General features: G+C 73.4%; 28 protein-coding genes. 10 read left to right on the forward strand and 18 right to left on the reverse strand.

The window, feature by feature from the left end; all coding sequences use genetic code 11:
- The first annotated feature begins 1 nt into the window (after window position 1).
- Genes ASC64_RS20275 through ASC64_RS20285 form a run of 3 tightly spaced genes read left to right on the forward strand, consistent with a single transcriptional unit; the run spans window position 2 to window position 2,164 of the window.
- Window positions 2–457, forward strand: coding sequence for a RidA family protein (locus ASC64_RS20275; protein WP_056909358.1), 456 nt, complete (start codon window positions 2–4; stop codon window positions 455–457).
- Between the two features lie 13 nt (window positions 458–470).
- Window positions 471–1,331 (forward strand): NUDIX hydrolase, encoded by an 861-nt coding sequence (locus tag ASC64_RS20280; RefSeq protein WP_056909359.1) that lies wholly within the window; start codon window positions 471–473, stop codon window positions 1,329–1,331.
- A complete protein-coding gene (locus ASC64_RS20285; RefSeq protein ID WP_056909360.1) occupies window positions 1,328–2,164 on the forward strand; it encodes an MBL fold metallo-hydrolase in 837 nt (278 codons plus the stop codon). Before ASC64_RS20280 ends, ASC64_RS20285 begins: the two co-directional genes overlap by 4 nt.
- Before the next feature lies 1 nt (window position 2,165).
- On the opposite strand, the gene ASC64_RS20290 is transcribed toward ASC64_RS20285, so the two are convergent.
- On the reverse strand, window positions 2,166–4,775 hold the full coding sequence (locus tag ASC64_RS20290; RefSeq protein ID WP_235563852.1) for a multicopper oxidase domain-containing protein: 2,610 nt from the start codon (window positions 4,773–4,775) through the stop codon (window positions 2,166–2,168).
- Window positions 4,745–5,035, reverse strand: a complete 291-nt coding sequence (locus ASC64_RS20295; protein ID WP_056909361.1) for a DUF2249 domain-containing protein — start codon at window positions 5,033–5,035, stop codon at window positions 4,745–4,747. Before ASC64_RS20295 ends, ASC64_RS20290 begins: the two co-directional genes overlap by 31 nt.
- 106 nt (window positions 5,036–5,141) lie before the next feature.
- Here ASC64_RS20295 and ASC64_RS20300 point away from each other — a divergent pair, with 106 nt between their 5' ends.
- A complete protein-coding gene (locus ASC64_RS20300; protein ID WP_056909362.1) occupies window positions 5,142–5,678 on the forward strand; it encodes a TIGR03086 family metal-binding protein in 537 nt (178 codons plus the stop codon).
- Window positions 5,679–5,742: 64 nt separating this feature from the next.
- Here ASC64_RS20300 and ASC64_RS20305 read toward each other — a convergent pair whose 3' ends face one another.
- From ASC64_RS20305 to ASC64_RS20325, 5 genes are all read right to left on the reverse strand, one after another.
- Window positions 5,743–6,897: a hypothetical protein gene (locus ASC64_RS20305; RefSeq protein WP_056909363.1), complete on the reverse strand. Its 1,155-nt coding sequence runs from the start codon at window positions 6,895–6,897 to the stop codon at window positions 5,743–5,745.
- Window positions 6,894–7,391, reverse strand: coding sequence for a SigE family RNA polymerase sigma factor (locus ASC64_RS20310; protein WP_056909364.1), 498 nt, complete (start codon window positions 7,389–7,391; stop codon window positions 6,894–6,896). Before ASC64_RS20310 ends, ASC64_RS20305 begins: the two co-directional genes overlap by 4 nt.
- Before the next feature lie 68 nt (window positions 7,392–7,459).
- The gene (locus ASC64_RS20315) at window positions 7,460–8,626 is read right to left on the reverse strand and encodes a hypothetical protein (RefSeq protein ID WP_056909365.1); all 1,167 of its coding nucleotides are present in this window, start codon (window positions 8,624–8,626) and stop codon (window positions 7,460–7,462) included.
- Window positions 8,623–9,114 (reverse strand): SigE family RNA polymerase sigma factor, encoded by a 492-nt coding sequence (locus ASC64_RS20320; protein WP_056909366.1) that lies wholly within the window; start codon window positions 9,112–9,114, stop codon window positions 8,623–8,625. The genes ASC64_RS20315 and ASC64_RS20320 overlap by 4 nt, the downstream gene beginning before the upstream one ends.
- Window positions 9,115–9,181: 67 nt before the next feature.
- Window positions 9,182–9,859, reverse strand: a complete 678-nt coding sequence (locus ASC64_RS20325; RefSeq protein ID WP_056909367.1) for a Crp/Fnr family transcriptional regulator — start codon at window positions 9,857–9,859, stop codon at window positions 9,182–9,184.
- A gap of 235 nt (window positions 9,860–10,094) precedes the next feature.
- Here ASC64_RS20325 and nth point away from each other — a divergent pair, with 235 nt between their 5' ends.
- The 4 genes from nth to ASC64_RS20345 are packed head-to-tail and all read left to right on the forward strand — an operon-like array spanning window position 10,095 to window position 13,264.
- A complete protein-coding gene (gene nth / locus ASC64_RS20330) occupies window positions 10,095–10,751 on the forward strand; it encodes an endonuclease III (protein WP_082550694.1) in 657 nt (218 codons plus the stop codon).
- Window positions 10,748–11,359 carry a TlpA disulfide reductase family protein gene (locus tag ASC64_RS20335; protein WP_056909369.1) on the forward strand — a complete coding sequence of 204 codons (612 nt, stop codon included), beginning with the start codon at window positions 10,748–10,750 and terminating at the stop codon, window positions 11,357–11,359. Before nth ends, ASC64_RS20335 begins: the two co-directional genes overlap by 4 nt.
- Window positions 11,356–12,084, forward strand: a complete 729-nt coding sequence (locus tag ASC64_RS20340) for an NUDIX hydrolase (protein WP_056909370.1) — start codon at window positions 11,356–11,358, stop codon at window positions 12,082–12,084. The genes ASC64_RS20335 and ASC64_RS20340 overlap by 4 nt, the downstream gene beginning before the upstream one ends.
- A 4-nt stretch (window positions 12,085–12,088) precedes the next feature.
- Window positions 12,089–13,264 (forward strand): MarP family serine protease, encoded by a 1,176-nt coding sequence (locus ASC64_RS20345; RefSeq protein WP_056909371.1) that lies wholly within the window; start codon window positions 12,089–12,091, stop codon window positions 13,262–13,264.
- A gap of 26 nt (window positions 13,265–13,290) precedes the next feature.
- On the opposite strand, the gene ASC64_RS20350 is transcribed toward ASC64_RS20345, so the two are convergent.
- Complete coding sequence (locus tag ASC64_RS20350) at window positions 13,291–13,689, reverse strand: phage holin family protein (protein WP_056909372.1); 399 nt, start codon at window positions 13,687–13,689, stop codon at window positions 13,291–13,293.
- A 158-nt stretch (window positions 13,690–13,847) separates the two neighbouring features.
- Here ASC64_RS20350 and nhaA point away from each other — a divergent pair, with 158 nt between their 5' ends.
- Window positions 13,848–15,266 (forward strand): Na+/H+ antiporter NhaA, encoded by a 1,419-nt coding sequence (gene nhaA / locus ASC64_RS20355; RefSeq protein WP_082550681.1) that lies wholly within the window; start codon window positions 13,848–13,850, stop codon window positions 15,264–15,266.
- Here nhaA and ASC64_RS20360 read toward each other — a convergent pair.
- From ASC64_RS20360 to ASC64_RS20390, 7 genes are read right to left on the reverse strand one after another with little or no spacing between them, the layout of a single operon-like run.
- A complete protein-coding gene (locus ASC64_RS20360; protein WP_056909373.1) occupies window positions 15,219–16,364 on the reverse strand; it encodes a sensor histidine kinase in 1,146 nt (381 codons plus the stop codon). The two genes, nhaA and ASC64_RS20360, sit on opposite strands and share 48 nt — an antisense overlap.
- Entirely contained in the window at window positions 16,361–17,047 is a 687-nt protein-coding gene (locus ASC64_RS20365; protein WP_056909374.1) for a response regulator transcription factor, read from the reverse strand. The genes ASC64_RS20360 and ASC64_RS20365 overlap by 4 nt, the downstream gene beginning before the upstream one ends.
- A gap of 5 nt (window positions 17,048–17,052) precedes the next feature.
- Window positions 17,053–17,466: a hypothetical protein gene (locus ASC64_RS20370; RefSeq protein ID WP_156385312.1), complete on the reverse strand. Its 414-nt coding sequence runs from the start codon at window positions 17,464–17,466 to the stop codon at window positions 17,053–17,055.
- Window positions 17,463–18,632, reverse strand: a complete 1,170-nt coding sequence (locus ASC64_RS20375; RefSeq protein WP_235563853.1) for a molybdopterin-dependent oxidoreductase — start codon at window positions 18,630–18,632, stop codon at window positions 17,463–17,465. The genes ASC64_RS20370 and ASC64_RS20375 overlap by 4 nt, the downstream gene beginning before the upstream one ends.
- The gene (locus ASC64_RS20380; RefSeq protein WP_056909376.1) at window positions 18,629–19,279 is read right to left on the reverse strand and encodes a methyltransferase domain-containing protein; all 651 of its coding nucleotides are present in this window, start codon (window positions 19,277–19,279) and stop codon (window positions 18,629–18,631) included. The genes ASC64_RS20375 and ASC64_RS20380 overlap by 4 nt, the downstream gene beginning before the upstream one ends.
- Window positions 19,276–19,926, reverse strand: a complete 651-nt coding sequence (locus tag ASC64_RS20385; RefSeq protein ID WP_056909377.1) for a TIGR04282 family arsenosugar biosynthesis glycosyltransferase — start codon at window positions 19,924–19,926, stop codon at window positions 19,276–19,278. Before ASC64_RS20385 ends, ASC64_RS20380 begins: the two co-directional genes overlap by 4 nt.
- Entirely contained in the window at window positions 19,923–20,579 is a 657-nt protein-coding gene (locus ASC64_RS20390) for a glycosyltransferase family 2 protein (RefSeq protein ID WP_056909378.1), read from the reverse strand. Before ASC64_RS20390 ends, ASC64_RS20385 begins: the two co-directional genes overlap by 4 nt.
- Before the next feature lie 113 nt (window positions 20,580–20,692).
- Between ASC64_RS20390 and ASC64_RS20395 the strand changes: the two genes are divergently transcribed.
- Entirely contained in the window at window positions 20,693–22,033 is a 1,341-nt protein-coding gene (locus tag ASC64_RS20395; protein WP_235563854.1) for a hypothetical protein, read from the forward strand.
- Window positions 22,034–22,036: 3 nt separating this feature from the next.
- On the opposite strand, the gene ASC64_RS20400 is transcribed toward ASC64_RS20395, so the two are convergent.
- The 3 genes from ASC64_RS20400 to acs form a co-directional block, all read right to left on the reverse strand.
- On the reverse strand, window positions 22,037–23,086 hold the full coding sequence (locus ASC64_RS20400) for an NAD-dependent epimerase/dehydratase family protein (RefSeq protein ID WP_056909379.1): 1,050 nt from the start codon (window positions 23,084–23,086) through the stop codon (window positions 22,037–22,039).
- Window positions 23,083–23,886, reverse strand: coding sequence for an S-methyl-5'-thioadenosine phosphorylase (locus tag ASC64_RS20405; protein WP_056909380.1), 804 nt, complete (start codon window positions 23,884–23,886; stop codon window positions 23,083–23,085). The genes ASC64_RS20400 and ASC64_RS20405 overlap by 4 nt, the downstream gene beginning before the upstream one ends.
- Before the next feature lie 71 nt (window positions 23,887–23,957).
- A complete protein-coding gene (gene acs, locus ASC64_RS20410; protein ID WP_056909453.1) occupies window positions 23,958–25,886 on the reverse strand; it encodes an acetate--CoA ligase in 1,929 nt (642 codons plus the stop codon).
- Between the last annotated feature and the right edge of the window lie 65 nt (window positions 25,887–25,951).

Below are 25,951 nucleotides of genomic sequence, written 5' to 3' on the forward strand. Positions count from 1 at the left end.
GATGGGTGCCGAGGCGCGTCTCGCCGAGCTGGGCATCACCGTCCCCGAGGTCGTCCCGCCGGTCGCGGCCTACCAGCCCACCGCCCGTACCGGGAACCTCGTCTTCACCGCCGGCCAGCTGCCCGCGCGTGACGGCGAGATGGTCGCCGTCGGCAAGGTCGGCGGCGCCGTCACCGAGGAGCAGGGCTACGAGTGCGCGCGTCAGTGCGCCCTCAACGCGCTCGCCGCGGTCAAGGCCGAGATCGGCTCCCTCGACGACGTGAAGCGCGTCGTGAAGGTCGTCGTCTTCGTCGCCTCGACGCCCGACTTCACCGGCCAGCCCAAGGTCGCCAACGGTGCCTCCGAGCTGCTCGGCGAGGTCTTCGGCGACGCGGGCCTGCACGCCCGGTCCGCCGTCGGCGTCTCCGTGCTGCCGCTCGACGTGCCGGTCGAGGTCGAGATCGTCGTCGAGGTCTGAGGCCCTGTCCCGCATGGACCGACTGCCGCTGCCCGAGGCGCTCGTCGCCCAGGCCCGGTCGTACGCCGCTGGCGAAGCCACGCCGGCCGAGCCCCGGGACGCGGCCACGGTCGTGCTGCTGCGCCCGGGGGCGTCCGGCTCGGAGGTCTACCTCCTGCGCCGCCAGACGTCGATGGCCTTCGCCGGGGGGATGTGCGTGTTCCCCGGCGGCGGCGTCGACCCCCGTGACTTCGATGACGAGCTCGTCGACCGCGGCCTCTGGGCCGGACCGTCGCCGGCGGAGTGGGCGTCACGGCTCGGGTGCGACGAGCCCGAGGCCCGGGCGCTGGTCTGCGCCGCGGTGCGCGAGACCTTCGAGGAGTCGTCCGTGCTGCTCGCCGGGCCGAGCGCCGACGAGGTCGTCGCCGACACGACCGGCGACGACTGGGAGGCCGACCGGGTCGCCCTGGAGTCGCGCACGACGTCGCTGACCGAGTTCCTCGAGAAGCGCTCGCTCGTCCTGCGCACCGACCTGCTCGGCGCCTGGTCGGGCTGGCTGACGCCCGTCTTCGAGCCGCGGCGCTACCGCACGTGGTTCTTCGTGGCCCGGCTGCCCGAGGGCCAGGTCACCCGCGACGTCTCCTCCGAGTCGTCCTCCGTCGCCTGGCTGGGTGCGCAGGAGGCCGTCGACCAGGTGGAGCAGCAGCAGATCTTCATGCTGCCGCCGACCTGGCTGACCTGCCTCGACGTCGCGCAGCACGCGGACCCCGACGCGGTGCTGGTCGAGGCGCAGACCCGCACCGTGGAGATGTTCATGCCCGAGGTGGTGGCCGACGGCGACGAGTTCATCCTCTCCACGCCCGCGCACTACACCGCCCTCGTGGCCGGTCGATGAGCGACGGAGCGGGCTGGGTCGGCGGGTCCTTCGGCTCGACCGGGCAGTGCGTGCTGGCGCCCAACGCCGACATCATGACCCTCGACGGCACCAACACGTGGGTGCTGCGCGACCCCGACTCCGCGCGGTCGGTCGTCGTCGACCCGGGGCCCTCGATCACCGCGCACCTCGACGCGATCGACGCGGCCGCGGGCGACGTGGCGGTCGTCCTGCTGACCCACCACCACGCCGACCACAGCGAGGCCGCGCGGGAGTACGCCGAGCGGCACGGGTGCGGCGTACGAGCCCTGGACCCGGCCTGCCGCCTCGGCTCCGAGGGCCTCGGCGAGGGCGACGTGGTCGCGGTCGGCGGGCTGGAGGTGCACGTCGTGGCCACGCCCGGCCACACCGCCGACTCGCTCTCCTTCGTCGTCCCGCAGGACCGCGCGGTGCTCACCGGCGACACCGTCCTGGGGCGGGGCACCACGGTCGTGGCGCACCCCGACGGCCAGCTCGGCGCCTACCTCTCCTCGCTCCAGCGGCTGCACGCGCTGTGCGGCGAGCAGGGCATCACCACCGTCTGGCCCGGGCACGGCCCGGTGATCGACGACGCGATCGGCGCCCTCGACCTCTACCTGGCGCACCGTCAGCAGCGGCTCGACCAGGTCCGGCAGGCCCTGCGCGACCTCCACGCGATCGAGCGGGAGGGCGGCGCCCCCTCCGGTGCGACACTGACGCACGAGACGCTGCCCCGGGCGATCGTCGAGATCGTCTACGTCGACGTCGACCCGGTGCTGTGGGGTGCCGCCGAGCTGTCGGTGCGCGCCCAGCTGGCCTACCTCACCGAGAAGTAGCTCACCGCGTCACCTCGACGACGCCGTGCTGCCCCCGCTCGGCGTCGACCATGACGTGGTTGACGAAGGGGTAGCGCCCCGGCTCGTCGAAGGTGAGCTCGGCGAAGCCGCCCTGGGCGGGAAGCAGCGGCAGCACCTGCGCCCCTCCGCTCGTGCCGGGCCGGAGCGTCCACGCGCCCTCGCTCCAGGTGGACTCGAGCTGCTCGCCCACGACGTGGAACGCCATCGCCCGGTTGGGTCCGGCGTCGAGGACCCACATCCGCACGCTCTCGCCGACCCGCGCGCGCAGGGGCGCGGTGTCGTACTGGAAGGCGCGCCCGTTGAAGGCCACCAGGTCGGGCTGCTCGGCCGCCACGGCGGTGTCGTCGACCTCATCGGCGCCCTCCCATGACGTGTCGTCGCCGAGGAAGGTCTCGGAGCCGACGAGCACCCACTCGTGGTCGACGGGCGCGAGGCCCGGCGGCTCGATGACGACCGCTCCGGCCAGCCCGGCCGCGATGTGGCTGCTCATCGGCATCGTCGAGCAGTGGTACATCCAGATCCCGGCCCGCCTCGCGGTGAAGCGGTAGACCAGCGTGCCGCCCGGCGGGATCGCCCGCATCACCCGGTCCGGTGCCCGCTCGCCGGCGTGGAAGTCGATCGAGTGGGTCATCTGCGCGGCGTTGTGGACGGTGACCACGAACCGGTCGCCGACGCGTCCGTGCAGCACCGGTCCGGGGACCTGCCCGTCGAAGGTCCACCGCTGCTGCCACACCCCGGGCGCCACCTCGAGGACGGTCTCGTCGATGGTCAGGTAGACCCGGTGGACGCGGCCGGACACGGGCGGGAGCGAGGCGTCGTACGCCGGTGAGGTGGCGGCGGCGTCGTGGTCCGAGCCGTGCGCCATGTGCTCGTGGTCGGCCGCGGGCGCGGCTGCCGGTGCGGAGGAGCCGACGCGGATGGTCAGCACCATGCCCATCCGCCGGTGGCCGACGACCGAGCACCATCCCTCGGTGGATGACCCGACGACACCGGCGTCGAGCGTGGCGGCGTCCCCGGGTGCGAGCCGTGGGGTGTGCGCCCCGTCGGGCAGCACCAGGTCGTGGGTGTCCTCGTCGTCGGTGTTGACCAGCTCGATCACCAGCCGGTTGCCGGCGGGGAGGTCGATCGTGGCGGGGTGGAAGGCCATGTCGTGGGCCTCGACGCGGACCGTGGTGGTCTCGCCGGTCGGGGTCGCGCCGGCGGCCAGGTCGGAGGACGCAGCGGGCCCGGCCAGCGCCCCGGCGACCGCGACGACCAGGGCGAGCATGCTCGTCGCGGCGGCCAGCTGGCCGAGCGACCACGGGGCACGCTCGGGCGTCTCGACGGGTTCGCCGGCGACCAGTGCGCGCCGGGCCGCTACGGCGGCCCGGATGCCGCGCAGCATCAGCGGCACGAACGCTGCGAACGCCAGCAGCACCAGCGTCGACGCCACGACGCGCACGCCCGACGGCACGGGTAGCAGGCAGACGACCAGGCCGCCGTTGACGAGGGTCAGGCGCAGCACGGCCCCCTTCTCCAGCCAGCGCTGACCGGCGCGTACGACGCTCGGCCCGCCGCCCAGCACGCTGGGGACGAGGTGGCTCAGTGCGCCGGTGAGCAGCTGCAGCCCGAAGCCGGCAGCGACGACGGCCGCGATCCGGCCGGTGAGGTCGCCGAAGTCGCCCACCCCGCGGACGGCGACGGTGACCGCGGCCGCGACCAGCCCGCCGGCCAGCCAGAGCAGCGCCAGGCCGACGGAGGCGGGGCCGAGCTCGCGGGGCGGACGGCGTCGCAGCGGCGAGACGAGGGCGCGTCCCCACCAGGCGAGGCCGGCCAGCCAGAGGACGAGGCCCGCGGCGGTGCCGGCGGAGAGCCCGAGCAGGGCGGTCGTGTCGATGACGACCAGCGCGGTGAGGAAGACCGGAAGGGACTGACGGGCGAGCCGCTCGGCGCGGTCGTCCATCCGGGTGCGGAGCATCGTCGGCCACAGCGTGACGAGGGTGCCGGTCATGGTGAGGCCGAGCCAGCCGAGGGCCATGGTCGCGACGTGGGCGGCCAGGAGCCGGCCGTGCCACGGGTCGGCCGGCTGGCGGGCGAGCAGGACGCCGAAGGTCGCCCCGACCGGCAGGCAGGCGGCGGCCGCGATGTAGAAGCGCACCGTCACGCGGAAGCGGCCGGGAAGCGCGCGGCGCAGGCGGCGTACGAGCTGCACGGCGTGCCAGCCGACCGCCGTGCTGACGGTGACCGCACCCACGAGCGTCAGGGGCCACCACGTGCTGGGCACGCCGACGACCACCATGGCCGTGCCGGCGAGCAGGAGCAGCAGGCGCCGGGACTGGACCCGGCGGTCGTCGATCGTCGGCGGCGACTTGAGGATGGTGGCGGCGAAGTGGGTGCTCCACACCATCGCCGAGTGGGTGAGCGCACCCAGCAGGACGAGGTGGGTGAGCAGCCACACGGCGTCGGGCACGAACGGGTGCGCCAGCGCCACCAGGACCGCCAGGACGAGCCACAGCACCCCGGGCCGGTCACGCAGCCCCCATGTGCCGCGCGCCTGCTGCGGCCGCCCCGCCGGGGTGGTCAGGCCGCGCGGGTCAGGAGCAGGCGCCACGCCTCGGGTCCTTCGGCGAGGTAGGTCACCGCGATCGCGCCCTTCTCCTCGCGGTCGATCTCGGCGAGCAGGGGGAGCGGGTTGTGCGGCGCGACGAGCACCATCGCGGAGCCCGGGCGGACCCGGGACAACGCGCCGAGGATGGCGCCGTGGCGCAGGGCGTGCGGGATCAGCCGCGCGTCCAGCTCGGGGTGCGTGGCGTCGTGCTCTCCGCAGGCGCAGGCGTGGTCCTTCTCGACAAGGGGGAGGTCTGGAGTCATGCCAGCAGATTTACCGGTAGGAGTCCGTGAAAAAAGAGGCGAAGGTCCTGCGTCGCGTCACTCACCGCCCCTTGCGCCCCGCACCGGTTGGCGATGGAGTGGTGGCATGGCAACTCCTCACCAGGCCATCGTGGTCCTCTCCCGCGCGCTCGACCAGGCCGGCGACGCCCTCGCCGCGATCCACGCCGACGACCTGGACAGGCCGACGCCGTGCGGCGACTGGTCCGTGCGCCAGCTCGCTGCGCACCTCGCTGCCGCCCCCGAGCACTTCCTGCAGCAGGCCCGGGGGGAGAAGGTCGACTGGAAGGCGCCCGCCGACGTCCCCGACGACCAGTGGGCGGGCCACTTCCGCACCCACGGCGACGACCTCCTCCACCACTGGCACGGCCAGCCCGACGAGCAGGCCGCGCAGGCCGACTGGCAGACCGCGGAGCTCGGCGTGCACACCTGGGACCTGGTCCGGGCGCTCGGCCGGCCGATGCCCCTCGACGACGAGGTCGCCGAGCGGGGCCTGGCCTTCATGCAGCAGAACCTGCCGCCCGAGCGGCGCGGCGGTGCCTTCGGCACGGAGGTGGAGGTGGGCGCGGACGCGTCGGCCTACGACCGCCTCGTCGCCTTCGCCGGCCGCGACCCCCGCTCCTGACCCGGGGTAGTCCCCTACGTTCTGCACCGCTGCCGGGCGCCGGGCAGTAGCAGAACGTAGGGGACTAGCCGAGGAAGCGGCGCCAGAGCCACCGCAGGCCGAGCAGCACGGCGATCGCTGCGGCGACGCCGAGGCCGATGAGCCACGAGATGTCGCGCTGGTCGGGCGCGAGCGTGTCGCCGAAGTCGTGGGTCAGCTGCTGCGAGGACGTGCCGTCGAGGTCGGGTACGAGGTCGACGGCGATGCTGAGGGGAACGGCGTTCTGGGGAATGTCGCGCAGGAGGATGCGGTAGGTCCACTCGGACTCGGGACGGTCCGGGGAGGTGAAGAGCACCAGGTGCTGACCCTCGACGTAGGAACCGGGGGGACCGTAGGCCTGGGCCACGACCAGGTGGTCGGCGGCCCAGCCGACAGGAGTCACGGCTGCACCGCTGGGGTAGAGGTCCTCCGGAAGGTGGCGTTCGACCACGCGACCCCTGCGACGCACGAACCGCGCGGCGTCGGACGGCAGGCTCGACGAGGTCGCGACCAGCTGGTTCGTCGGTGACGGGATGCCTCGGAGTGCCGAAGGGAGGAGGGGGCCTCCGATGTAGTCGCCGGCCGGCAGGACGCCGCCGGACTTCTCGCCGTCCTCGTTCGTGCCGTTCCACAGCAGCTGGCTGGAGTCGGGTGCCCAGCGCAGGGCGATCACCGAGGCGTGCTCGGGGTGGCTGGGGTAGTACGTTTGCGACCCGTCGTCGAGGTCGGCCGAGTGGATTCGGCCATGACTCGACCACGCCAGGTGTCGCCCGTCGGGCGAGAGCGCCAGGGGGCCGAGGTCGCGAGACAGGTCGGGGAGGTCGAGTGCGTGGTACCGGCCGTCGTCGGCCCCGACCACGACGGCCTGTCCCGTCTCGGAGAAGAAGGCGACCGAGGCGCGCCCGATCTCGAGGTCAGGCTCCAGCGTGAGCTCGCCCGGGTCCTCGATGCGGCTGGGGATGGCCCCGCCCTCGACGACCTCGGTGGACGCCGTACGGACCTCGCGGTCGGCGGAGACCAGCGTGACGACGCCACCGACAGAGGCGAGGACGGCGAGGACGGCGGCGACGGCGAGCACCCGGCCGCGGCGGCGGGCGCGCTGGCCGCGCCGCCAGAGGTCGTCGGCGACGGGGAGCGGGTCCGTGCTGTCGGCGATGCGGCGCAGGGTGGTGCTGAGGTCCTGGTCCGGGTGCGTGGTCATGCGTCTGCTCCGATCAGCTCGGCCAGCTCGGGCTCGAGCACCCGGAGCCGGGCCAGCGCCTGGCGCGTCGTGGACTTCACTGTGCTGGTCGAGAGCCCGAGGGTGCGGGCGGTCTCGGTCTCGGTGAGGTCCTCGTAGAACCGCAGCACCAGCACGGTGCGCTGCTTGGGGGTAAGGCGGGCGAGCGCCTGGTCGAGGGTGAGCCGCAGGTCGGTGTCGGCCGCGGCGAGTGCGCCGTCGTGGGACTCCAGCGTCGTCTCGGCGACCCTCCGGCGTCGCCACCACGAGATGTTCTGGTGGTACATCGCCCGGCGGACGTAGGCCTCCGGAGAGGTGTGGATCCGGCCCCAGTGCTTCGCGGCCTGCAGCAGCGCGGCCTGCACGAGGTCCTGGGCGAGGTGGTGGTCACCCGTGAGCAGGTACGCCGTCCGCGACAGCGCCGCCTGGCGTGCCGCCACGAACTCGGCGAAACCTGCCTCGTCGTCAGTGATCACTGCTACCCCCTTCACGACGTCAGACGCAGGCCCGCGCCGTGCCGGGTGGCACCCACCCTAGGAAATCTTCAGGCGCGCTTCTGCATCATCCGGACGAACGCCAGACCCGCGGCCAGCGCGGCGAGCCCGCCCAGCGCGTACGGCAGCGCGCCCGGGCCGTCGTCCGGCGCCGCGGCGAAGGCCGAGAAGTCGTGCGTCAGCTCCTGGTCGGGGTCGCCGGTGAGGTCCGGGACGAGGTCGACCGCGAAGCTGGTGGCCTCGGGTGGCAGGCGCGGCAGGAACTCGCGGTAGGTCCACTCCGCCTCCGGCCGGTCCGGCGAGGTGAGGACCGCCAGCCGGGGTCGCTCGACGACGTCGCTGGGCGGCGGGTCGATGATCGCGACCACGTGGTCCTCGTCGGCCCAGCCGACGGGAGTCACGACGGCACCGTCGGGATGGAGGTCGGCCGGCAGTGCGCGGTCGACCGGGATGCCCGTCATCCGGCCGCTGCCGCGCTCGGGGATCTGCTCGAACGGCGCCGCGGTGACCGCGCCGTCGGAGGGCAGGGCGATGATGTCGCGACTGGGCGAGGGGATGCCGCGGGAGCCGTAGCGGCCGGAGAAGTCGGGCGTCTCCGACGGGCCGGTCACGTCGATGAGAGCGGCGATCTTGTCACCGGCGTCGTCGCGGCCCCGCCAGAGCAGCTGGGCGGAGTCGGGCCGCCACGACAGGGCCTCCACCTGGCCGCCGCCTCCCATGTTGAACGCCCAGTCGGTCACCGCGCCGGTGCGCAGGTCGGCGATGTGGATGCGGTCGGGGTCCTGCCCGTCGCCGGACCACCACGCGACCCGGTAGCCGTCGGGCGAGAGGGCGACGAGGTCGGCGACGACGCCGAACCGGTGGTACGTCCCGTCCTCGGCGTCGACCAGGAGGAGCCCGTTGCCGCTGAGCGCGACCGACGCCCGGCCGATGGCGTAGTCCGTCTCGAAGTCGGCACCGAAGTCGGCGTCCCGCAGATCCACCCGGCTCGGGAGGGCGCCGCCTGGCACCTCGGCGGGCTGCGGCGCCTCCCGGTCCGGCACGAGGGTGACCGCGCCGGCGCCCACGACGAGGGCGACCGCTGCGAGTCCGGCGGCGGCGCGGCCGACGCGGGCGCGACGTCGCGCGCGGCGGCCGCGGTCCCAGGCGGACGGGTCGGGCGAGAAGGTCTGGGTCTCGGCGAGGGCGTCGAGCTCCTCGCGCAGCTGGGTCGTCATGCGTCTGCTCCCACCAGGTCGGCGAGCTCGGGTGCCAGGGTGCGCAGCCGACGCAGGGCGTCGCGCGACATGGACTTCACCGCACCGCTGGAGATGCCCAGCGCGGAAGCCGTCTGGACCTCGGTGAGGTCCTCGAAGTAGCGCAGCACCAGCACCGTGCGCTGGCGCGGCGTGAGCCGGCGCAGCGCCTGCTCCAGGGTGAGCCGGATCGTCGGGTCGGACGCGGCCACCGGGGCGTCGTACGACTCCAGCGACGTCTCGGCGACCTTGCGGCGCCGCCACCACGAGATGTTCTGGTGGTACATCGTGCGCCGCACGTAGGCCTCGGGCGAGGTCTCGATGCGCTCCCAGTGCTTCGCCGCCTGCACGAGCGCGGCCTGCACGAGGTCCTCGGCGAGGTGGTGGTCACTCGTCAGCAGGTACGCCGTCCGCGCGAGCGCTGGTCCGCGCGCGTGGACGAACTCGTCGAACCCGGATCGATCGGTCATCAGGCCCCCTTCACCACGTCAGACGCGCGGACGCGCCCCGGCGGGGGTCAGGAGGAGCGAGGAAGTTTCAGCGGGCGCGGCGGGAGAGGCGCTCGAGGTCCATGATCACCACGGAGCGGGGCTCCAGGCGCAGCCAGCCGCGCGAGGCGAAGTCGGCGAGCGCCTTGTTGACCGTCTCGCGGGAGGCGCCGACCAGCTGGGCGAGCTCCTCCTGGGTGAGGTCGTGGTGGACGTGGACGCCGTCGTCGGCGGTGCGGCCGAAGCGGTCGGCCAGGTCCAGCAGCGCCTTGGCGACGCGGCCGGGGACGTCGGAGAAGACCAGGTCGGCCACCACGTCGTTGGACTTGCGCAGCCGCGAGGCCAGCTGGGAGAGCAGGCCGCGGGCGACCTGTGGGCGGCCCTCGAGCCAGCGCAGCAGGTCGTCGTGCGAGAGGGAGGCGAAGGTGGCGTCGGTGACCGCGGTGACCGTGGCCGAGCGCGGGCCGGGGTCGAAGAGCGAGAGCTCACCGAACATCTGGCCGGGGCCCATGATCGCGAGGAGGTTCTCGCGGCCGTCGGCGGCGGAGCGGCCGAGCTTCACCTTGCCCTCGGTCACGATGTAGAGCTTGTCGCCGGAGTCGCCCTCGTGGAAGAGGACGTCTCCGCGGCGCAGGGTGGTCTCGGCCATGGAGCCGCCCAGAGCGGTGGCCGCCTCGTCGTCCAGCGAGCTGAACAGCGGTGCCTGGCGAAGCACGTCGGTGTCCACGTCAATCCTCCAGATAGGTGCGTCCCGCGTCACGCCCTCGGGATCGGCACGATCCTAGCCGTGGTGTGGCTCACAAGCCGCAATGCACTCACCCGTGAGTTGGGTTCGCCCGCCTCCCGCCTGGCTCAGGGGTGTCGGAGCCGAACCGTAGGCTGGGCGCGTGCCCGCAGCCCCCAAGGTCCAGCCCCACGAGATCGCCAAGCCCGACACGTCCCTCGTGCGGCGGGCCCGCAGGATGGACCGGATCCTGGCCGAGACCTATCCCGACGCCGCGGCCGAGCTCGACTTCACCAACCCGTTCGAGTGCCTCGTCGTCACGGTGATCTCGGCGCAGACCACCGACCGGCGGGTCAACGCGGCCAGCCCGGCGCTGTTCGCGGCCTACCCCACGCCCGAGGCGATGGCGGCCGCGCCGCGCGAGCACATGGAGCAGCTCCTCGGCCCGCTGGGCTTCTTCCGGCAGAAGACTGACTCGCTGCTCAAGCTCAGCCAGGCGCTGGTCGACACCTTCGACGGCGAGGTGCCCGCCCGGCTCGACGACCTCGTCACCCTGCCCGGCGTCGGCCGCAAGACGGCCAACGTGGTCCTGGGCAACGCGTTCGGCAAGCCCGGCATCACCGTCGACACCCACTTCGGCCGGCTCGTGCGTCGCTTCGGCTGGACCGAGGAGACCGACCCGGTCAAGGTCGAGCACGCCGTCGGAGCCCTCTTCCCCAAGCGGGACTGGACGATGCTGTCCCACCACGTCATCTGGCACGGCCGTCGTCGGTGCCACGCCAAGAAGCCGGCCTGTGGCGCCTGCCCGCTCGCCCGGCTGTGCCCGTCCTTCGGGGCCGGCCCGACCGACCCGGTCGAGGCGGAGAAGCTCGTCACCACGCAGGGGCCTGCATGAGGCGGCTCCGCCGGGCGATCCTGCCGATCCTGCTGGTCGCCTCGATGGCGGCGTGCAGCCCCGACGCGATCGACGTACGCCCCCCGGACGTGCAGGTCGACACCCCCGAGCTGCGCGAGGTCAAGGCCCGCATCGGCATGGAGGACTGCGCCCCCGGCGTCGGCGAGCAGGTCGACGGCGGTCTGCCCGAGGTGACGCTGCCGTGCCTCGGCGGCGGCCCCGACGTCGACCTGTCCACGCTCCGCGGGCCGATGGTGATCAACCTCTGGCAGGCCAACTGCGGCCCGTGCAAGAAGGAGATGCCCGCGCTGGAGGAGTTCCACCAGCAGCACGGCGACCGGGTCGCGGTGCTGGGCATCGACTTCAACGACGTCCACCCCGGCGGTGCCCTCGCGCTGGCCGAGGAGACCGGCGTGACCTACCCCTCCGTCGCCGACCCCGGCGGTGACCTGATGGTGGAGAAGGCCTTCGCGGTCGCCCGCCGCGGCATGCCGGCCTTCGTCTTCGTCGACGCCGACGGCGAGGTCGTCGGTGAGGCCTCCGGTGGCGTGGAGTCCGTGGCGGAGGTCGAGCGGCTCGTCGCCGACCAGCTCGGGATCACCCTGTGAGCACCGGGCTGCCCGGCTGGCTCGCCCCGGTGGTGGAGGCGGCGGCCACCATCACCGTCCACGAGCTGACGCGGTTCATGCCGCCCGAGGACGCCGAGGCACGACGCGGCGCGGTGCTGATGGTGTTCGCCGACCGCGCCGCCGACCCGACCGGCCCCGACGACATCGCGCACCGGGGCGAGCTGCTGCTCACCGAGCGCGCGCACCACATGCGCTCGCACCCGGGCCAGGTGTCCTTCCCGGGCGGCTCGCTCGACGAGGGCGAGACCCCGCGGGAGGGGGCGCTGCGCGAGGCCTACGAGGAGATCGGGCTCGAACCGTCCGAGGTCGAGGTCTTCGGTGAGCTGCCCGAGCTGTGGCTGCCGCCGAGCAACTTCGCCGTGACGCCGGTCCTCGGCTACTGGAAGGACCCGGGCGAGGTGCGCATCGCCAGCCCCGACGAGGTGCACGAGATCCACCACGTGGCGATCGCCGAGCTCCTCGACCCCGAGCACCGGATCAACGTCCGCCACCCGAGCGGCTGGACGGGCCCCGGCTTCCTCATCGGTCCCGACAAGGACCTCATCCTGTGGGGCTTCACGGCCGGCATCGTCGCCCGGCTCCTCGACTACCTCGGCTGGGCGCAGGACTGGGACCGGGCGCGGGTGCGTGACCTGCCGGACCACATGCTGCAGGGTGTGCCCAGGGGAACCGACCTGGCACCCAACACCAAGCTCGAGGAGTAGCACCATGAACGTCCTCGACTGGTGCCTGCTGGCGCTCGTGGGGATCTATGCCCTCTCCGGCTACTGGCAGGGCTTCATCACCGGCGCCTTCGCCACCTCCGGCCTGCTCATCGGCGGCCTCCTCGGCATTTGGGCCGCACCGACCGCCCTCGGGGACGCGGCCCCCTCGCTGTGGGTCTCGCTGGGCGCGCTGTTCATCGTGATCGTCTCCGCCTCGGTCGGCCAGGCGCTCCTCCAGTACGCCGGCTCGCGGATCCGCGACCGCATCACCTGGCAGCCGATCCGCGCCGTCGACGCGATCGGCGGCGCGGCCCTGAGCGCGGCGGCGGTGCTGCTGGTCGCCTGGGCTCTCGGCGTCGCGGTGTCCGGCACCCGGATCGGCGCGATCACGCCCCTGGTGCGCGACTCGACCGTGCTCGCCAGGGTCGACCAGACCCTCCCGGCCGACGCGAGCAAGGTGCTGCAGACCTTCAACAACGTCGTGGGCACGACCTTCTTCCCGCGTTACCTCGAGCCCTTCGCCCCGGAGCGCATCGTCGCGGTCGAGCCCGGCGACAAGCGGATGCTCACCGACCCCGACGTGGTCGCCGCGCAGTCCAGCGTGGTCAAGGTGCGCGGTGCCAACGGCTGCGGCAGCGGGGTCGAGGGCACGGGCTTCTTCTTCGCGCCGGGGCGGCTGATGACCAACGCCCACGTGGTCGCCGGCGTCACCCGGCCGGAGGTGGAGGTCGGTGGCTCGACGGTCGTCGCCTCGGTCGTCCTCTACGACCCCGACCTCGACATCGCGGTGCTGGCGATGCCCGACCCGGGTGTGCCGCACCTCGCGCTCGACACCGAGGCCCAGCCCGACGACAACGTCGCGGTCGTCGGCTATCCCGAGGACGGCCCCTACGACGTCGAGGCCGGTCGCATCCGCTCGCAGCAGCGGCTGCGCTCGCCCGACATCTACGGTGAGGGCACGGTGATCCGCCAGGTCTACTCGCTGCGCGCGCTGATCCGCCCGGGCAACTCGGGCGGGCCGATCCTCACCTCGGGGGGCGACGTCGCCGGCATGGTCTTCGCGGCGTCCGTCAGCGACAAGGACACCGGCTATGCGCTGACCGCTTCGCAGCTCTCCGAGTCGGCGGCCCGTGGGATCACCGAGGAGTCACCGGTCGACACCGGCACCTGCGTGCGCTGACTCGATCAGGGACTGTCGTTCAGCGACTACGGGCGGCCCTTGAGCGCCTGGGGGATCTGCTTGCCCTGCTGGATCGCGCGCTCGGGCGCCTTCACCTGCTTGACCTGCTTGATGCCGATGAAGGCCAGCAGCGCTGCGATGAGGACGTAGAGCCCGAAGACGATGAGGAACGCCCAGTGCAGGCCGAGCCCGGCCCAGTGGATGAAGTAGGCGATCGAGACCGACAGCATGATCACGGCAAGCAGGCCGAGGAACGCAGCACCGGCGAACAGGCCGATGCCGGTGCCACCGTGCTTGACGCTGATCTTGAGCTCGCTCTTGGCGAGCTCGATCTCCTTGGAGATGAGCGTCGAGATGTCGCGCTGCGCATCCATGACGAGCTTGCCCAGCGTCGGATCGCTGTCCTTGACCGGTTCGTGTGCCATGCGCAGCAGTCCTTCGTCGTACGTCGTCGGGTGACGGCTGCGACCCTACCAACGCGACCGTCTAGACTGGGCCCTCAGGTGAGCCGGGAAGTCTGGTCGGCCCGCGGCGAGCAGCCGCGGTGATCGTTACCCCGACCACCCCGGAAGGATGCGCCCGCATGGCATCGCGCTCCCACGACCCACACGCCGGCCCCGGCCCCGACGACGACCTCTGGGAGAACGGCCCGGTCTACCTCGCCAGCAACAAGCCGTTGGCCAGGCTCGTGGCGCGCCCGGTGCGCGAGTTCCTCCGCGTCGAGTCGGCCGGCTCCCTGCTGCTGCTCGCCGCCGCCGCCGTGGCGCTGGTCTGGGCCAACAGCCCGTGGGCGTCGTCGTACGACTCCCTGTGGCACACCCACCTCGTCCTCGACGTCGGCCCGCTCCACCTCGACGAGTCGCTGCAGCACTGGGTCAACGACGCGTTGATGGTCATCTTCTTCTTCGTCGTCGGCCTGGAGATCAAGTACGAGCTGGTCAACGGTGACCTCCGCGACCCGAAGACCGCAGCGCTCCCGATCGTCGCCGCGATCGGCGGCATGGTCGTGCCCGCAGGTCTCTACCTCGCACTCAACCCGCCGGGCAGCGACGGCGGCTCCGGCTGGGGGATCCCGATGGCCACGGACATCGCCTTCGCGGTCGGCGTGCTCGGCATCCTGGGGCGCCGGATCCCCTCCGCGGCGCGGCTGTTCCTGCTGACGCTCGCCATCGTCGACGACATCGGCGCGATCCTGGTGATCGCGGTGTTCTACACCTCCGACCTCTCGCTCGGCTGGCTCGCGATCGCGCTCGCGCTCCTCGGGGCGATGGTCGTGGCCCGGATGCTGCGGGTCTGGACCGTCGTGGTCTACGCGATCCTGGGCGTGGGCGTGTGGTTCGCGCTGCTGGAGTCCGGGGTCCACGCCACCCTGGCGGGCGTGGCGATCGGCCTGCTGGCGCCCGCCGGCCCGCTTCTCAACGAGAACGTGGCCCGCGGGCACGCCCGGGCCGCGCTGCGCGACAACGTGCTCGACCCCGACGAGCTGGCCAAGCTGCGCTTCCTGCTCAAGGAGTCGGTCTCGGTGGTCGAGCGGCTGCAGAGCGCACTCCACCCCGTCTCCGCCTACGTCGTCCTGCCGGTCTTCGCGCTCGCCAACGCCGGCGTCGAGCTCGGCGCGGTCGGCAAGGTCTTCACCGAACCGGTCGGCATCGGGATCGTGCTCGGCCTGGTGCTCGGCAAGCCGGTGGGCATCTTCGCGGCCTCGCTCATCGCCGTACGGCTGGGCCTGGGCCGGTTGCCCCAGGACACCACCTGGCCGATGGTCCTCGGCCTGGGGGCGGTCGGTGGCATCGGGTTCACCGTCTCGCTGTTCATCGCCGGGCTGTCCTTCCCCGGCGCGGACCTGCTCACCGAGGAGGCCAAGATCGCGATCCTGCTGGCCTCGCTGGTCGCAGCCGCAGTGGGTGTCGTCGTGCTGCTCGCCGTCACTCGGGGCACGCGCCCGGGTGACGGGTCAGCCGACGGGGAGGACCACGCGGAAGCGGCAGCCGGCACCCGGTGAGGTCTCGGGTCCGACGTTGTCGACCGCGACCTCGCCGTGGTGGGCCTCGACGATGCCCTTGACGATCGCCAGCCCGAGGCCCGCCCGCGACGTGTGCACGTCCTGGAGGGGGTCGTCGGGCGTGCGAGCACTGGTCCCGCGGTAGCCCAGGTCGAACAACCGCTCGCGCGCGTCCTCGGGGATGCCGCCGCACCCGTCGGTCACGGCGAGCTCGACGCCCCCGGCGACGGACCGCGCGGCGACGTGCACGGATCCGTCTGCCGGGGTGTGGCGGATCCCGTTGACGATGAGGTTGGCCAGGACCCGGGTCAGGCCGGCCGGGTCCGCGGCGACCTGGAGCCCGTGCGGGACCTCCCCGCCGAGCCTGACGTGGCGCGCGCGGGCGACCGGGTCGGCGGCCGCGAGCGCCTCGCTGACCAGGTCGCCGACGACGATCGCCTGCGGCTCGACGACGAGCTGGCCGGCGTGGATGCGGGACAGCTCGAAGAGGTCGTCGACCATCTGGACCATCCGGTCGACCTCCCCGCGGATCTGCCGGTGGTAGCGCGCCGGATCGGTCGTGATCGAGTCCTCCAGCGCCTCGGCCATCACCCGGATCCCGGCCAACGGGGTGCGCAGGTCGTGCGAGACCCACGAGACCAGCTCGCGGCGCGACGCCTCGAGCCGCTGCTCGCGGTCGCGCGCCTCGGCGAGCCGGCGGTGCGCCGAGGCCAGCTCGGTCGACAGCGCCTGCAGCTCGACCGGCCCGCGGCGACCGCCGACCACCGCGTCGCCGTCGCCGACACGGCGTACGTCCTCGCGCAGCGACCGGGACCACCGCACCAGGGCGGTCGACAGCACCAGCGCCACGGCCAAGGACACGACGGCGGCAGCGCTCGTGACGATCAGCACGACGGAACGGTCGTGGTCGGAGATGAGCATGCGCCGCGAGATCGCCTGCACGCCGAGCAGGATGGTGAGGGTGGTGACAACGCCGACGATCGCGAGCTGCCAGTGCAGTGAGCGGTGGCGGAGGAACCATCCTGCGAGCAGTCCCAGCAGGCCGACGGTGGTGCCGCTGGCGGCGGCCACGAACCAGATCTCGGCGAGGTCGCTCATGACTGCGGCTCCCAGCGGTAGCCGACGCCCCACACGGTGAGCAGCCGGGTCGGGGTGGTCGGGTCGGCCTCCACCTTCTCGCGGAGCCGGCGCACGTGGACCGTGACGGTCGACTGGTCACCGAAGGACCAGCCCCACACCTGCTGGAGCAGGTCGTCGCGGGAGAAGGCGATGCCGGGATGGGCGGCGAAGAACGCCAGCAGGTCGAACTCGCGCCCGGTCAGCGCCGCCTCGCGTCCGGCGAGCGTCACCAGGCGGCGGCCGCGGTCGACCACGAGATCGCCGTCGACCAGCACGGAGGGCACATCGGGGTCGGCGCCGCCCGAGGTGCGGCGCAGGATGGAGTCGACGCGCAGCACGAGCTCCCGCGGGCTGAAGGGCTTGGTGACGTAGTCGTCGGCGCCGATCTCCAGTCCCACGACGCGGTCCTGCTCGGCCCCGAGCGCGGTGAGCAGCACGACCGGTACGTCGGAGTGCCGCCGCAGGCGCCGGCACACCTCAAGGCCGTCGATGCCCGGCATCATCACGTCGAGCACGACCAGGTCGGTGCCGACCGTGCGGACGGCGTCGAGAGCCCCGGCCCCGTCGACGGCCTCGTGGACGTCGTGGCCGGCGTTGCGGAGGTAGTCCACCACCACCTCGCGCACGGTCGCGTCGTCGTCGACGACCAGCACCTTCGCCATCCCGCTCACCCCTCGCCGTGCGCCCGGCGGGTCCGGAGGAACCCGGTGACCGCCACCAGCAGGACCACTGTGGCACTGACCACCCACCAGGTCGCGATGTACGGCCGGTCGAGCAGCGTCGGGTTGTCGGCCCGGACGCCGCCACCCACCAGCACCGGGACGGCGACCACGCTGAGGCCGCCCCACACGACCAGCGCGATCGCCGCCGGTGCCCGCCACGACGCCGGCAGCAGCCGGGAGCCGAGCAGTCCGGCCCCGACGACCAGCGCGGAGAGCAGCACGTCGTGCGCCACCACCCCGGCGCCGAGCCACAGGGCGACCTCGAGCCACTGCCGAGGCTCCTGCCGGGTGAGCAGCAGGGCCAGCCCGTAGAGGGCGAGGCCCGCGCCGGCCGCCGCCAGGAGCAACCGTGCCCTCATCCGTCCACCTCCAGCCGGGCGAGCCACTTGGTCTGCAGCACGCCCGGGCGGTCGGGTGCGATCAACCGGCACGGGAACCCGTGGTCGAGCGCGAGCGGCTCGCCGGCGAGGTCGAGGGCCACGAGGGTGCGTGCGTCGGCGGCGAAGTTGGCCGGCAGCGTGGTGCGGCGGAACGCGCCGGCCCGCTGCAGCGACGTCACGACGACGTCGCCGGCCCTCGCGCCCGCGCTGCGCAGCAGGTCGACGAGGCGCACGCCGGACCAGGTGCCCTGGGCGCTCCAGCCCTCGACGCAGGCGATGGGGAGGTCAACGGTGTGCTGGGGCATCGCCCGCAGGTCGTCCAGGGACAGCACCGCTGCCACGGTGCCGCCGACGACCACCTCCAGCCGCCAGTCGGGCGACGTCGCCGACTCCTCGACCCCGGCCGCGGTCGCGGACTTGTTGATGGGCACCCCGCCCGGTCCCTCGCCGGTCCGGGTGGCGAAGACCGACACCCGGCGCAGCCACGGCACGGTGCCACCAGCGGTCGCGAGGACGGCGACCCCGGCGGCAGCGAACGTCGTACGGACCAGGGCGCGGCGCGACAGTGCGCCGGCCTCGCGGGCGCCCGGGCGGTCGTGGGCCGTGTCGTCGATGTCGCGGGCCAGCACGTCGCGGATCAACGGCAGCTTGACCGCCACGTGCACCAGGAGCGCGCCGATCGCGATCCACGCCAGGGCGTAGTGGGTGGTGCGGAAGGAGAAGGTGGTCCAGGGGTACCACTGCGCCGCATTGAGCAGGCCGGTCGCGAGCTGGAACACCGACGCCGCGACCAGCACCGCGATGGAGCCACGCTCGAGGGCGGTGAGCAGCAGCCGGCGCGGGTCGCCGAGGGGTGGCGCCTCGAACAGCCGGGGCAGCACGGACCACAGCTTCACGAGGAGCAACGGGATCGCGGCCACACCGGTGGTGACGTGCAGGCCCTGGGTCAGTCGGTAGCCCCAGCTCGGGCTGGTGGGGAAGGGGATCGGATGGGTCGGCTGCTGGGCGTAGTGGCTGACCAGGCCGGTGACGAAGCACGTGGCGAAGCACAGGCCGAGCCACAGACCCACCCGGGCCGCCACCGCCGGGCTCCGCAGGCGTGAGGTGAACGAGTCGGGGGTCGGCAGCCGCAGCCGCGACGTCACCACGACGACCCCTCGCCCGGCTCGGACAGCACGGCGGCGTGACGATCCCCCAGCCGGTGCGTGCCGCGGACCGTCAGCCCGGCCGAGGAAGCCGTGCGGGCGAGGTCGTCGAGGCCGAGGGTGGCCCAGCGGAAGGGCCGGCTGCGACGTCCGGTCGACTCGAGCGAGGCCCAGCCCTGCGCCATCCGCATCCCGGGCGCGTCCACCTCCACCACGACGCGCCCGCCGGGACCCAGCAGGTGGCGGACCCGGCGCAGGAGGGCGACCGGGTCGCCGCCGATGCCGACGTTGCCGTCGGCGAGCAGCGCGGTGGTCCACCGCCCCTCGCCGGGGACACGGTCGAACACGTCGCGCTTCACCGCCGGCACGCCCCTCGCCCGAGCCAGTGACACGGCGGCGTCGACGACGTCGATGCCGAGCGCGATGTGGCCGGCGGCGGCCAGTGCCTCGGTCAGCCGCCCCGGCCCGCACCCGACGTCGATCGTCGGCCCCACGCACAGCCCGACCAGCGCCCGGTCGTGGTGGTCGGCAGAGCGGCTCCAGACGTCGACGGGGAGCGTCATCGGCTCCTCGCCGTGGCGCACGACCACGGTGGGCGTGCCGTGCAGCGCGCTGGCGAAGACCTCGGTGAAGGACGCGTCGATCACGGCGCACCGCCGGGACGGGCCTCGCGCCAGGCGCGGGCGAAGCGGGTGTGGGGAGCCAGGAGGGCGACGCGGTCGGCGTCCGCGACCGTGTCCACGTCGGTCATGACCGGCGCCGGACCCACCCGGCATCCCGCGTGCTCGAGGGCGCGACGGGTGCCGGTGAAGGTGTCGGCGGTGGACATCTCCACCTGCGCGACGTGGCGTACGACATCCGGGTCCAGGCGCCCGAGGGCCCACCACCCGCCGTCCTCGGCCGGAGCGAGCACCGCGTCGTGCCGCGCCAGCCCGGCGGCGACCCCGCGGAGGGCGACGGCCGTGACGTGGGGGGTGTCCATGCCGATCTGGACGACCACGCCGGGACCGGCATCGGCGTGGGCGCTCACGAGCCGCTCGGCGAGGCCGTCACCGCGTTGCGGACTGATCGTCCAGCCGGTGAGGGCAGCCTTGAGGGCGTCCCCCTGAACGGCGTCGCGGAGGTCGCCGGCGAGGCTCAGGTGGCCCTCGGCGCCGGTCATGAGGCAGGCCTCGATCGTGTCGAGCAGGGCGGCGGCGGCGAGGGCGGCGGCGGTGTCGGCGCCGACCACGGCACCCAGGCGGGTCTTGACCTGCCCGGCGACGGGAGCCTTGGCCACGAGGAGCACCTTCATCGGAGGACCTGTGCGAAGTCGAGCGCCGTGCGCACCGTGCCGCGCACCGATCCGGACACCTTCGACCGGGTGCCGGCGGCCCGCGGGTGGTAGTCGACGTCGTGCTCGGAGACCTGCCACCCGGCGCGGGTGATCGCCTGGAGCAGCTCGACGGGGTAGCCGAAGCGGCGGTCGCGCAGGTCGAGGTCGAGCAGCGCCTCGCGGCGGCACACCCGCATCGGCGCGATGTCATGGGCGTCCATCCCGATGCGGTGCCGCAGCCAGGTGGCGATCAGCGCGTTGCCGGCCCTGGCGTGCCAGGGCCAGACGCCGCCCCGGACGGGTCGCCGCCGGCCTACCGCGATGTCGGCCAACCCGGCCTCCACCTCGGCGAGCATCGGCAGCAGCTGGGCGGGGTCGAAGGAGCCGTCGCCGTCCATCACCGCGACGTGGTCGTGGGTCGCGGCGAGCATGCCGGCGTGGACCGCCGCGCCGTATCCCGGCACCGGCTCGACGACGACGCGGGCCCCGTGCTCGCGGGCCACCGCGGCGGTGTCGTCGCGCGAGCCGTTGTCGACGACGATCACGGAGAAGGTCGACGGCACCCGCGGCAGGAGGGCCCTGAGCGCGGGCGCTTCGTCGCGGCAGGGGAGCACGAGGTCGCAGGTGGGCACGTCGTCGACGCTAGTGACGGGCGGCCCCGAACTCGATGGTCCGCGTCCTTACGAACTCGTGACGTCCGGCCGCCGAGCGCCGGTCGCGCCCGGTCGTCCCTAGGCTGCCACGCATGAGCGAGGAGACCGCGGGCACGTCACCCATGGCCCGCCCCGCGATGGCCGGGCTCGTCGTCGGGCTGGTCGTCCTGGTCGCCTCGTTCGCCGTGCCACCCCTGACCGGATGGGACGTCGACGCCCGCAGCGACATGCTCGGCGCTCCTCCCACGCACGGCTACTGGCAGGCCACCGTCGGGGTGGGCACGCTCCCGGCCCTGCTGCTGGCGGTGGTCGGCGTCGCCCGGGCCGAGCAGTGGGCCCTGCGCTGGTCGTGGCGTCGCGTGCTCGTGGCGTCCTACGTCGCGGCTCTGGTCTGGCTGCTCGCCCTCGCCCTGGTGGACGGCGAGTCGGGGCTCACCCGGGTGATGACCAACGACCACGAGTACCTGATCACCGCCCGGAGCATCACGGACGTGCCGGCGATGCTCCGCGAGTACGTCGACCGGATCCCCAGGGCCCATCAGGACAACTGGCCAACCCACCTCGCCGGGCACCCGCCCGGAGCGGTCCTCTTCTTCGTCGCACTCGTGCGGGTGGGCCTCGGCGGCCCGCTCGCCGCGGGGCTGGTCGTGGTCGCGGTGGCGGCGAGCATCCCCGCCGCGACGCTGGTGACCCTGCGGCGGCTCGGGCTCGACCGCGGTGCCCGCATCGCCGCGCCCTTCCTGGTGCTCTCACCGGCGGCGGTGTACCTCGCCGTGTCCGCGGACGCGGTGTTCACCGCGTGCGCCGCCTGGGGCCTGGCCGCGCTGGCGGCCTCCGCAGCTGCACCCTCTCGACGCGGTCTCGTCGGCTGGGCCGTGGTGGCCGGGCTGCTGCTCGGCTGGTGCGTGATGAGCTCCTACGGCCTGCCGTTGCTCGGCCTGCCCGCGCTGGCGGTGCTCTGGCTCGCCCGGTCGTGGTGGTCACTGCCGCTCGCCGCGGCCGCGGCGCTGGCCGTGGTGCTGGGCTTCGCCGGGCTCGGCTTCTCGTGGTGGGCGGCCTACCCGGTGCTCGTCGACCGCTACTGGGACGGTATCGCGGCCACCCGCCCGGCGGCGTACTGGGCGTGGGGCAACCTCGGAGCGCTGCTCGTCTCGGCCGGGCCGCTCCTGGGCGCAGGCGTCGCGGTCGCCGCGCGCCGCCACAGCGGTGAGGCGCGGGTGCTGTCCGTGCTGGGTCTCGCGGCGCTGGCGTCCGTCGTCGCCGCCGACCTCAGCCGGATGTCCAAGGCCGAGGTCGAGCGGATCTGGCTGCCCTTCGTGCCGTGGCTGTCGCTGACCCTCGCGCTGCTGCCCGGCGGCTGGCGCCGCTGGGGGCTGGGCCTCCAGGTCGCCACGGCGCTGCTGGTGCAGCACCTGCTCTACACGACGTGGTGAGTCTCAGGCCCGCAACGGTGCCGTGGCGAACGCGGGGAGCCCGTCGTCGGGGCTGATCGACGCGGTGAAGCCGAGCTCGCGGGCCGCCAGCGCCGGGGAGGCGACCACGTGCCGCACGTCCCCTGACCGGAAGCCGCCGGTCACCTCCGGGTCGATCGCCCGCCCGGTGCCCTCCGCCACCCGCGTCGCGACGTCGAGGATGGTGACCGGTCGCCCGGAGCACACGTTGTACGCCGCCCAGCGGGGCGTGGTGCCCGACGCGACGGCCTCGAGTGCCAGGACGTTGGCGCGGGCCACGTCGTCGACGTGCACGAAGTCGCGCACCTGCCCGCCGTCCTCGAAGACCCGGGGCGCCTCTCCGCGCTCGAGGGAGGACCGGAACATCGCCGCCACGCCGGAGTAGGGGGTGTCGCGGGGCATCCCCGGCCCGTAGACGTTGTGGTAGCGCAGCGCGATCGCGGCAGCCCCCGCCTGCCGCACCCACGACGAGGCGTAGTGCTCCTGGGCGAGCTTGCTCGCGGCATAGCTGCTGCGGGGGTCGAGCCGTGCGTCCTCCGGCACGAGGCCCCACGCGAGCGCACGAGCGCAGGCGGGACAGTGGTTCTCGAAGTCGCCCGACTCGAGGGCCCCGACGGCGCGGGGCGGCGGCTGCTGGTCGCCGTGCTCGGTGCAGGTGTAGCGGCCCTCGCCGTAGACCACCATCGACGACGCCAGCACCAGCCGGTCGACCTGCGCCTCGTGCATCGCGGCGAGCAGCGAGGCGGTGCCGACGTCGTTGTGCGAGGCGTACGACGGCAGGTCGCCCACGCGGACCCCGGCCCCCACCAGGGCGGCCTGGTGGCACACCACGTCGCTGCCGCGCAGCAGGGCGGTCCACTCCGGTGACCCCGCGTCCCGGACATCGAGGCGGTGCACCCCCGGCGGGGGCTCGGTGGTGCCGTGGGCGGAGTCCAGCATCAGGTCGACGGCGACGACCTCGTGGCCGGCCTCGACGAGCCGGCGCGCGATCGCGGAGCCGATGAAGCCGGCGGCCCCGGTGAGCAGGACCCTCATCGGCCCGGCACCTCGTAGGTGAGCGCGACGTCGTCCCACCAGGTGCCGCAGGTGCAGCCGGACGGGTCGGGGAGGGCCTCGATCGCGGCGGTGAGGAGGCCGGTGAGGCGCTCGAGGTTCTGCCGGAACAGCGCGAAGACCTGCTCCTGGCCCACGCCGTCGCCGGACGCGGCGCCGGCGTCCATGTCGGTGACGAGCGCGAGGGAGGCGTAGCACTGCCCCATCTCGCGGGCGAGCGCCGCCTCGGGCGCCCCGGTCATGTTGACCAGGTCCCACCCCTGGTCGGCGTAGTGGCGCGACTCGGCGCGGGTGGAGAAGCGCGGGCCCTCGACGACGACCATCGTGCCGCCGGTGCGCACGCCGGCGTCCGCGGCTGCCAGCGCCGCCGAGACCCCGGGACAGTAGGGGTCGGCGAACGGCAGGTGCACCGCGCCCGACTCCACGAACGACCCGACCCGGCGGTGGGTCCGGTCGACGAGCTGGTCGGGGACGACGAGGTCGCCCGGCGCGACGGTGTCGCGCAGCCCGCCGACGGCGCAGGGCGCGAGCACCTGCCGGACCCCCAGGGAGCGCAGCCCCCACGCGTTGGCGCGGTAGTTGATGCCGTGCGGGGGGTGGTCGTGGTGGCGGCCGTGCCGCGGGAGGAAGGCGACGGACCGACCGGCGACCTCGCCCACCGCGACCGGCGCGGACGGGTCGCCGTACGGCGTGGTCACGGCGTGCTCGGTCGCAGCGGGCAGGAAGGAGTAGAAGCCGGAGCCGCCGATCACGGCGACCTCGGCTCGGGGGGAGGCGCTCACCTCGCCGAAACTAGCCGACCCGGCAGGAGGTTCCTGCCGGGTCGGTCGGTTGTTCCTCGGTCCGTAAGGACTCAGTCCTCGGAGGCAGCCGAGCCTTCCTTGCCCTTGATCAGGTCCATGACCGTCGAGTCGGCGAGGGTGGTCACGTCGCCGACCTCGCGGTGCTCGGCGACGTCCTTGAGCAGGCGGCGCATGATCTTGCCGGAGCGGGTCTTGGGCAGCTCGGGCACGACCATGATCTGGCGCGGCTTGGCGATCGCGCCGATCTCCTTGGCGACGTGCTTGCGCAGCTCCTCGACGATGTCCTCGCCGCCGTCGCCCGCAGAGTCGCGCAGGATGACGAAGGCGCACACAGCCTGGCCGGTGGTCTCGTCGGCAGCACCCACCACGGCGGCCTCGGCGACCTTCGGGTGCGAGACCAGCGCCGACTCGATCTCGGTGGTGGAGAGGCGGTGGCCCGACACGTTCATCACGTCGTCGACCCGGCCGAGGAGCCAGATGTCGCCGTCGTCGTCGAGCTTGGCGCCGTCGCCGGCGAAGTAGAGGCCCTTCCAGCGCGACCAGTAGGTCTCCTTGAAGCGCTCGTCGTCGCCCCACAGCGTGCGCAGCATCGCCGGCCACGGCTCCTTGAGCACGAGGTAGCCGCCGTTGCCGTTGCCGACCGACTGGGCCTCGTCGTCGACCACGTCGGCCGCGATGCCCGGCAGCGCCTTCATCGCCGAGCCTGGCTTGCCCGCGGTGACGCCGGGCAGCGGGCTGATCATGATCTGGCCGGTCTCGGTCTGCCACCAGGTGTCGACGATCGGGCAGCGGTCGCCGCCGATGACCTCGCGGTACCAGACGTAGGCCTCCGGGTTGATCGGCTCACCGACCGATCCGAGCAGCCGCAGCGACGACATGTCGTAGCCGTCGGGGATCTCGCGACCCTGCTTCATGAAGGTGCGGATCGCGGTGGGAGCGGTGTAGAGGATGGTGACCTTGTAGTCCTGCACGATCTGCCACCAGCGGCCCTTCTCGGGCGTGCCCTCGTACATCACCTGGGTCGCGCCGTTGGCGAGCGGGCCGTAGACCATGTAGCTGTGGCCGGTCACCCACCCCACGTCGGCGGTGCACCAGTAGACGTCCGTCTCGAGCTTGAGGTCGAAGACCTCCCAGTGCGTGAACGACGTCCCGGTGAGGTAGCCACCGGTCGTGTGCAGGATGCCCTTCGGCTTGCCGGTCGTGCCTGAGGTGTACATGACGTAGAGCGGGTGCTCGGAGTCGTGCATCTCCGGCTCGTGGTCGGCCGAGGCGCCGTCGACGGCGTCGTGCCACCACACGTCACGCGAGTCGTCCCAGCCGACGTCCTGGCCCGTACGACGTACGACGAGGACGTGGCGCACCAGGTCGCCGGTCTTCTCGACGGCCTCGTCGACGGCCGGCTTGAGCGCGCTGGCCGACCCGCGGCGGTAGCCGCCGTCGGAGGTGATGACGACGTGGGCCTCGCAGTCGGTGATGCGCGAGGCGAGCGCGTCGGCGGAGAAGCCGCCGAACACCACGGTGTGCGGGGCGCCGAGGCGGGCGCAGGCCAGCATCGCGACGACGACCTCGGGGATCATCGGCATGTAGATCGCGACGCGGTCGCCCTTCTTCACGCCGAGCTCGGTGAGCGCGTTGGCCGCCTTGGACACCTCGTCCTTGAGCTCGGCGTAGGTGATGTCGCGGGTGTCGCCGTCAGGCTCGCCGACCCAGTGGATCGCGACCTTGTCCCCGTTGCCCGCCGCCACGTGGCGGTCGACGCAGTTCACCGAGGCGTTGATCGTGCCGCCCACGAACCACTTCGCGAACGGCGGGTTGGACCAGTCGAGGACCTGGTCCCACTTGCGGCCCCACTCGAGGCGGTCGGCCGCCTCGGCCCAGTAGCGCTCGCGGTCGGCGTCGGCGCGGTCGTAGGCCTCCTCCTTGACGTTGGCGTTCGCGGCCAGGTCGGCCGGGGGCTCGAAACGCCGGTCCTCCTGCATCAGGTTCGACAGTGTCTGCTCGGACTGGGTCTTCTCGGACAAGGGGGCTCTCTCCTCGTGCGGGG

The sequence above is a fragment of the Nocardioides sp. Root122 genome, from assembly GCF_001425025.1.
Classification (GTDB): domain Bacteria; phylum Actinomycetota; class Actinomycetes; order Propionibacteriales; family Nocardioidaceae; genus Nocardioides.

Coding starts and splice junctions, on each gene's coding strand:
- nth (WP_082550694.1), top strand. CDS start 10,095: ATGGACCGGATCCTGGCCGAGACCTATCCCGACGCCGCGGCCGAGCTC.
- ASC64_RS20315 (WP_056909365.1), bottom strand. CDS start 8,626: ATGACGACCCAGCTGCGCGAGGAGCTCGACGCCCTCGCCGAGACCCAG.
- ASC64_RS20365 (WP_056909374.1), bottom strand. CDS start 17,047: ATGGCGAAGGTGCTGGTCGTCGACGACGACGCGACCGTGCGCGAGGTG.
- ASC64_RS20285 (WP_056909360.1), top strand. CDS start 1,328: ATGAGCGACGGAGCGGGCTGGGTCGGCGGGTCCTTCGGCTCGACCGGG.
- ASC64_RS20370 (WP_156385312.1), bottom strand. CDS start 17,466: ATGAGGGCACGGTTGCTCCTGGCGGCGGCCGGCGCGGGCCTCGCCCTC.
- ASC64_RS20275 (WP_056909358.1), top strand. CDS start 2: ATGGGTGCCGAGGCGCGTCTCGCCGAGCTGGGCATCACCGTCCCCGAG.
- ASC64_RS20300 (WP_056909362.1), top strand. CDS start 5,142: ATGGCAACTCCTCACCAGGCCATCGTGGTCCTCTCCCGCGCGCTCGAC.
- ASC64_RS20350 (WP_056909372.1), bottom strand. CDS start 13,689: ATGGCACACGAACCGGTCAAGGACAGCGATCCGACGCTGGGCAAGCTC.
- ASC64_RS20305 (WP_056909363.1), bottom strand. CDS start 6,897: ATGACCACGCACCCGGACCAGGACCTCAGCACCACCCTGCGCCGCATC.
- ASC64_RS20295 (WP_056909361.1), bottom strand. CDS start 5,035: ATGACTCCAGACCTCCCCCTTGTCGAGAAGGACCACGCCTGCGCCTGC.
- acs (WP_056909453.1), bottom strand. CDS start 25,886: ATGCAGGAGGACCGGCGTTTCGAGCCCCCGGCCGACCTGGCCGCGAAC.
- nhaA (WP_082550681.1), top strand. CDS start 13,848: ATGGCATCGCGCTCCCACGACCCACACGCCGGCCCCGGCCCCGACGAC.
- ASC64_RS20345 (WP_056909371.1), top strand. CDS start 12,089: ATGAACGTCCTCGACTGGTGCCTGCTGGCGCTCGTGGGGATCTATGCC.
- ASC64_RS20395 (WP_235563854.1), top strand. CDS start 20,693: ATGAGCGAGGAGACCGCGGGCACGTCACCCATGGCCCGCCCCGCGATG.
- ASC64_RS20360 (WP_056909373.1), bottom strand. CDS start 16,364: ATGAGCGACCTCGCCGAGATCTGGTTCGTGGCCGCCGCCAGCGGCACC.
- ASC64_RS20400 (WP_056909379.1), bottom strand. CDS start 23,086: ATGAGGGTCCTGCTCACCGGGGCCGCCGGCTTCATCGGCTCCGCGATC.
- ASC64_RS20385 (WP_056909377.1), bottom strand. CDS start 19,926: ATGAAGGTGCTCCTCGTGGCCAAGGCTCCCGTCGCCGGGCAGGTCAAG.
- ASC64_RS20320 (WP_056909366.1), bottom strand. CDS start 9,114: ATGACCGATCGATCCGGGTTCGACGAGTTCGTCCACGCGCGCGGACCA.
- ASC64_RS20280 (WP_056909359.1), top strand. CDS start 471: ATGGACCGACTGCCGCTGCCCGAGGCGCTCGTCGCCCAGGCCCGGTCG.
- ASC64_RS20335 (WP_056909369.1), top strand. CDS start 10,748: ATGAGGCGGCTCCGCCGGGCGATCCTGCCGATCCTGCTGGTCGCCTCG.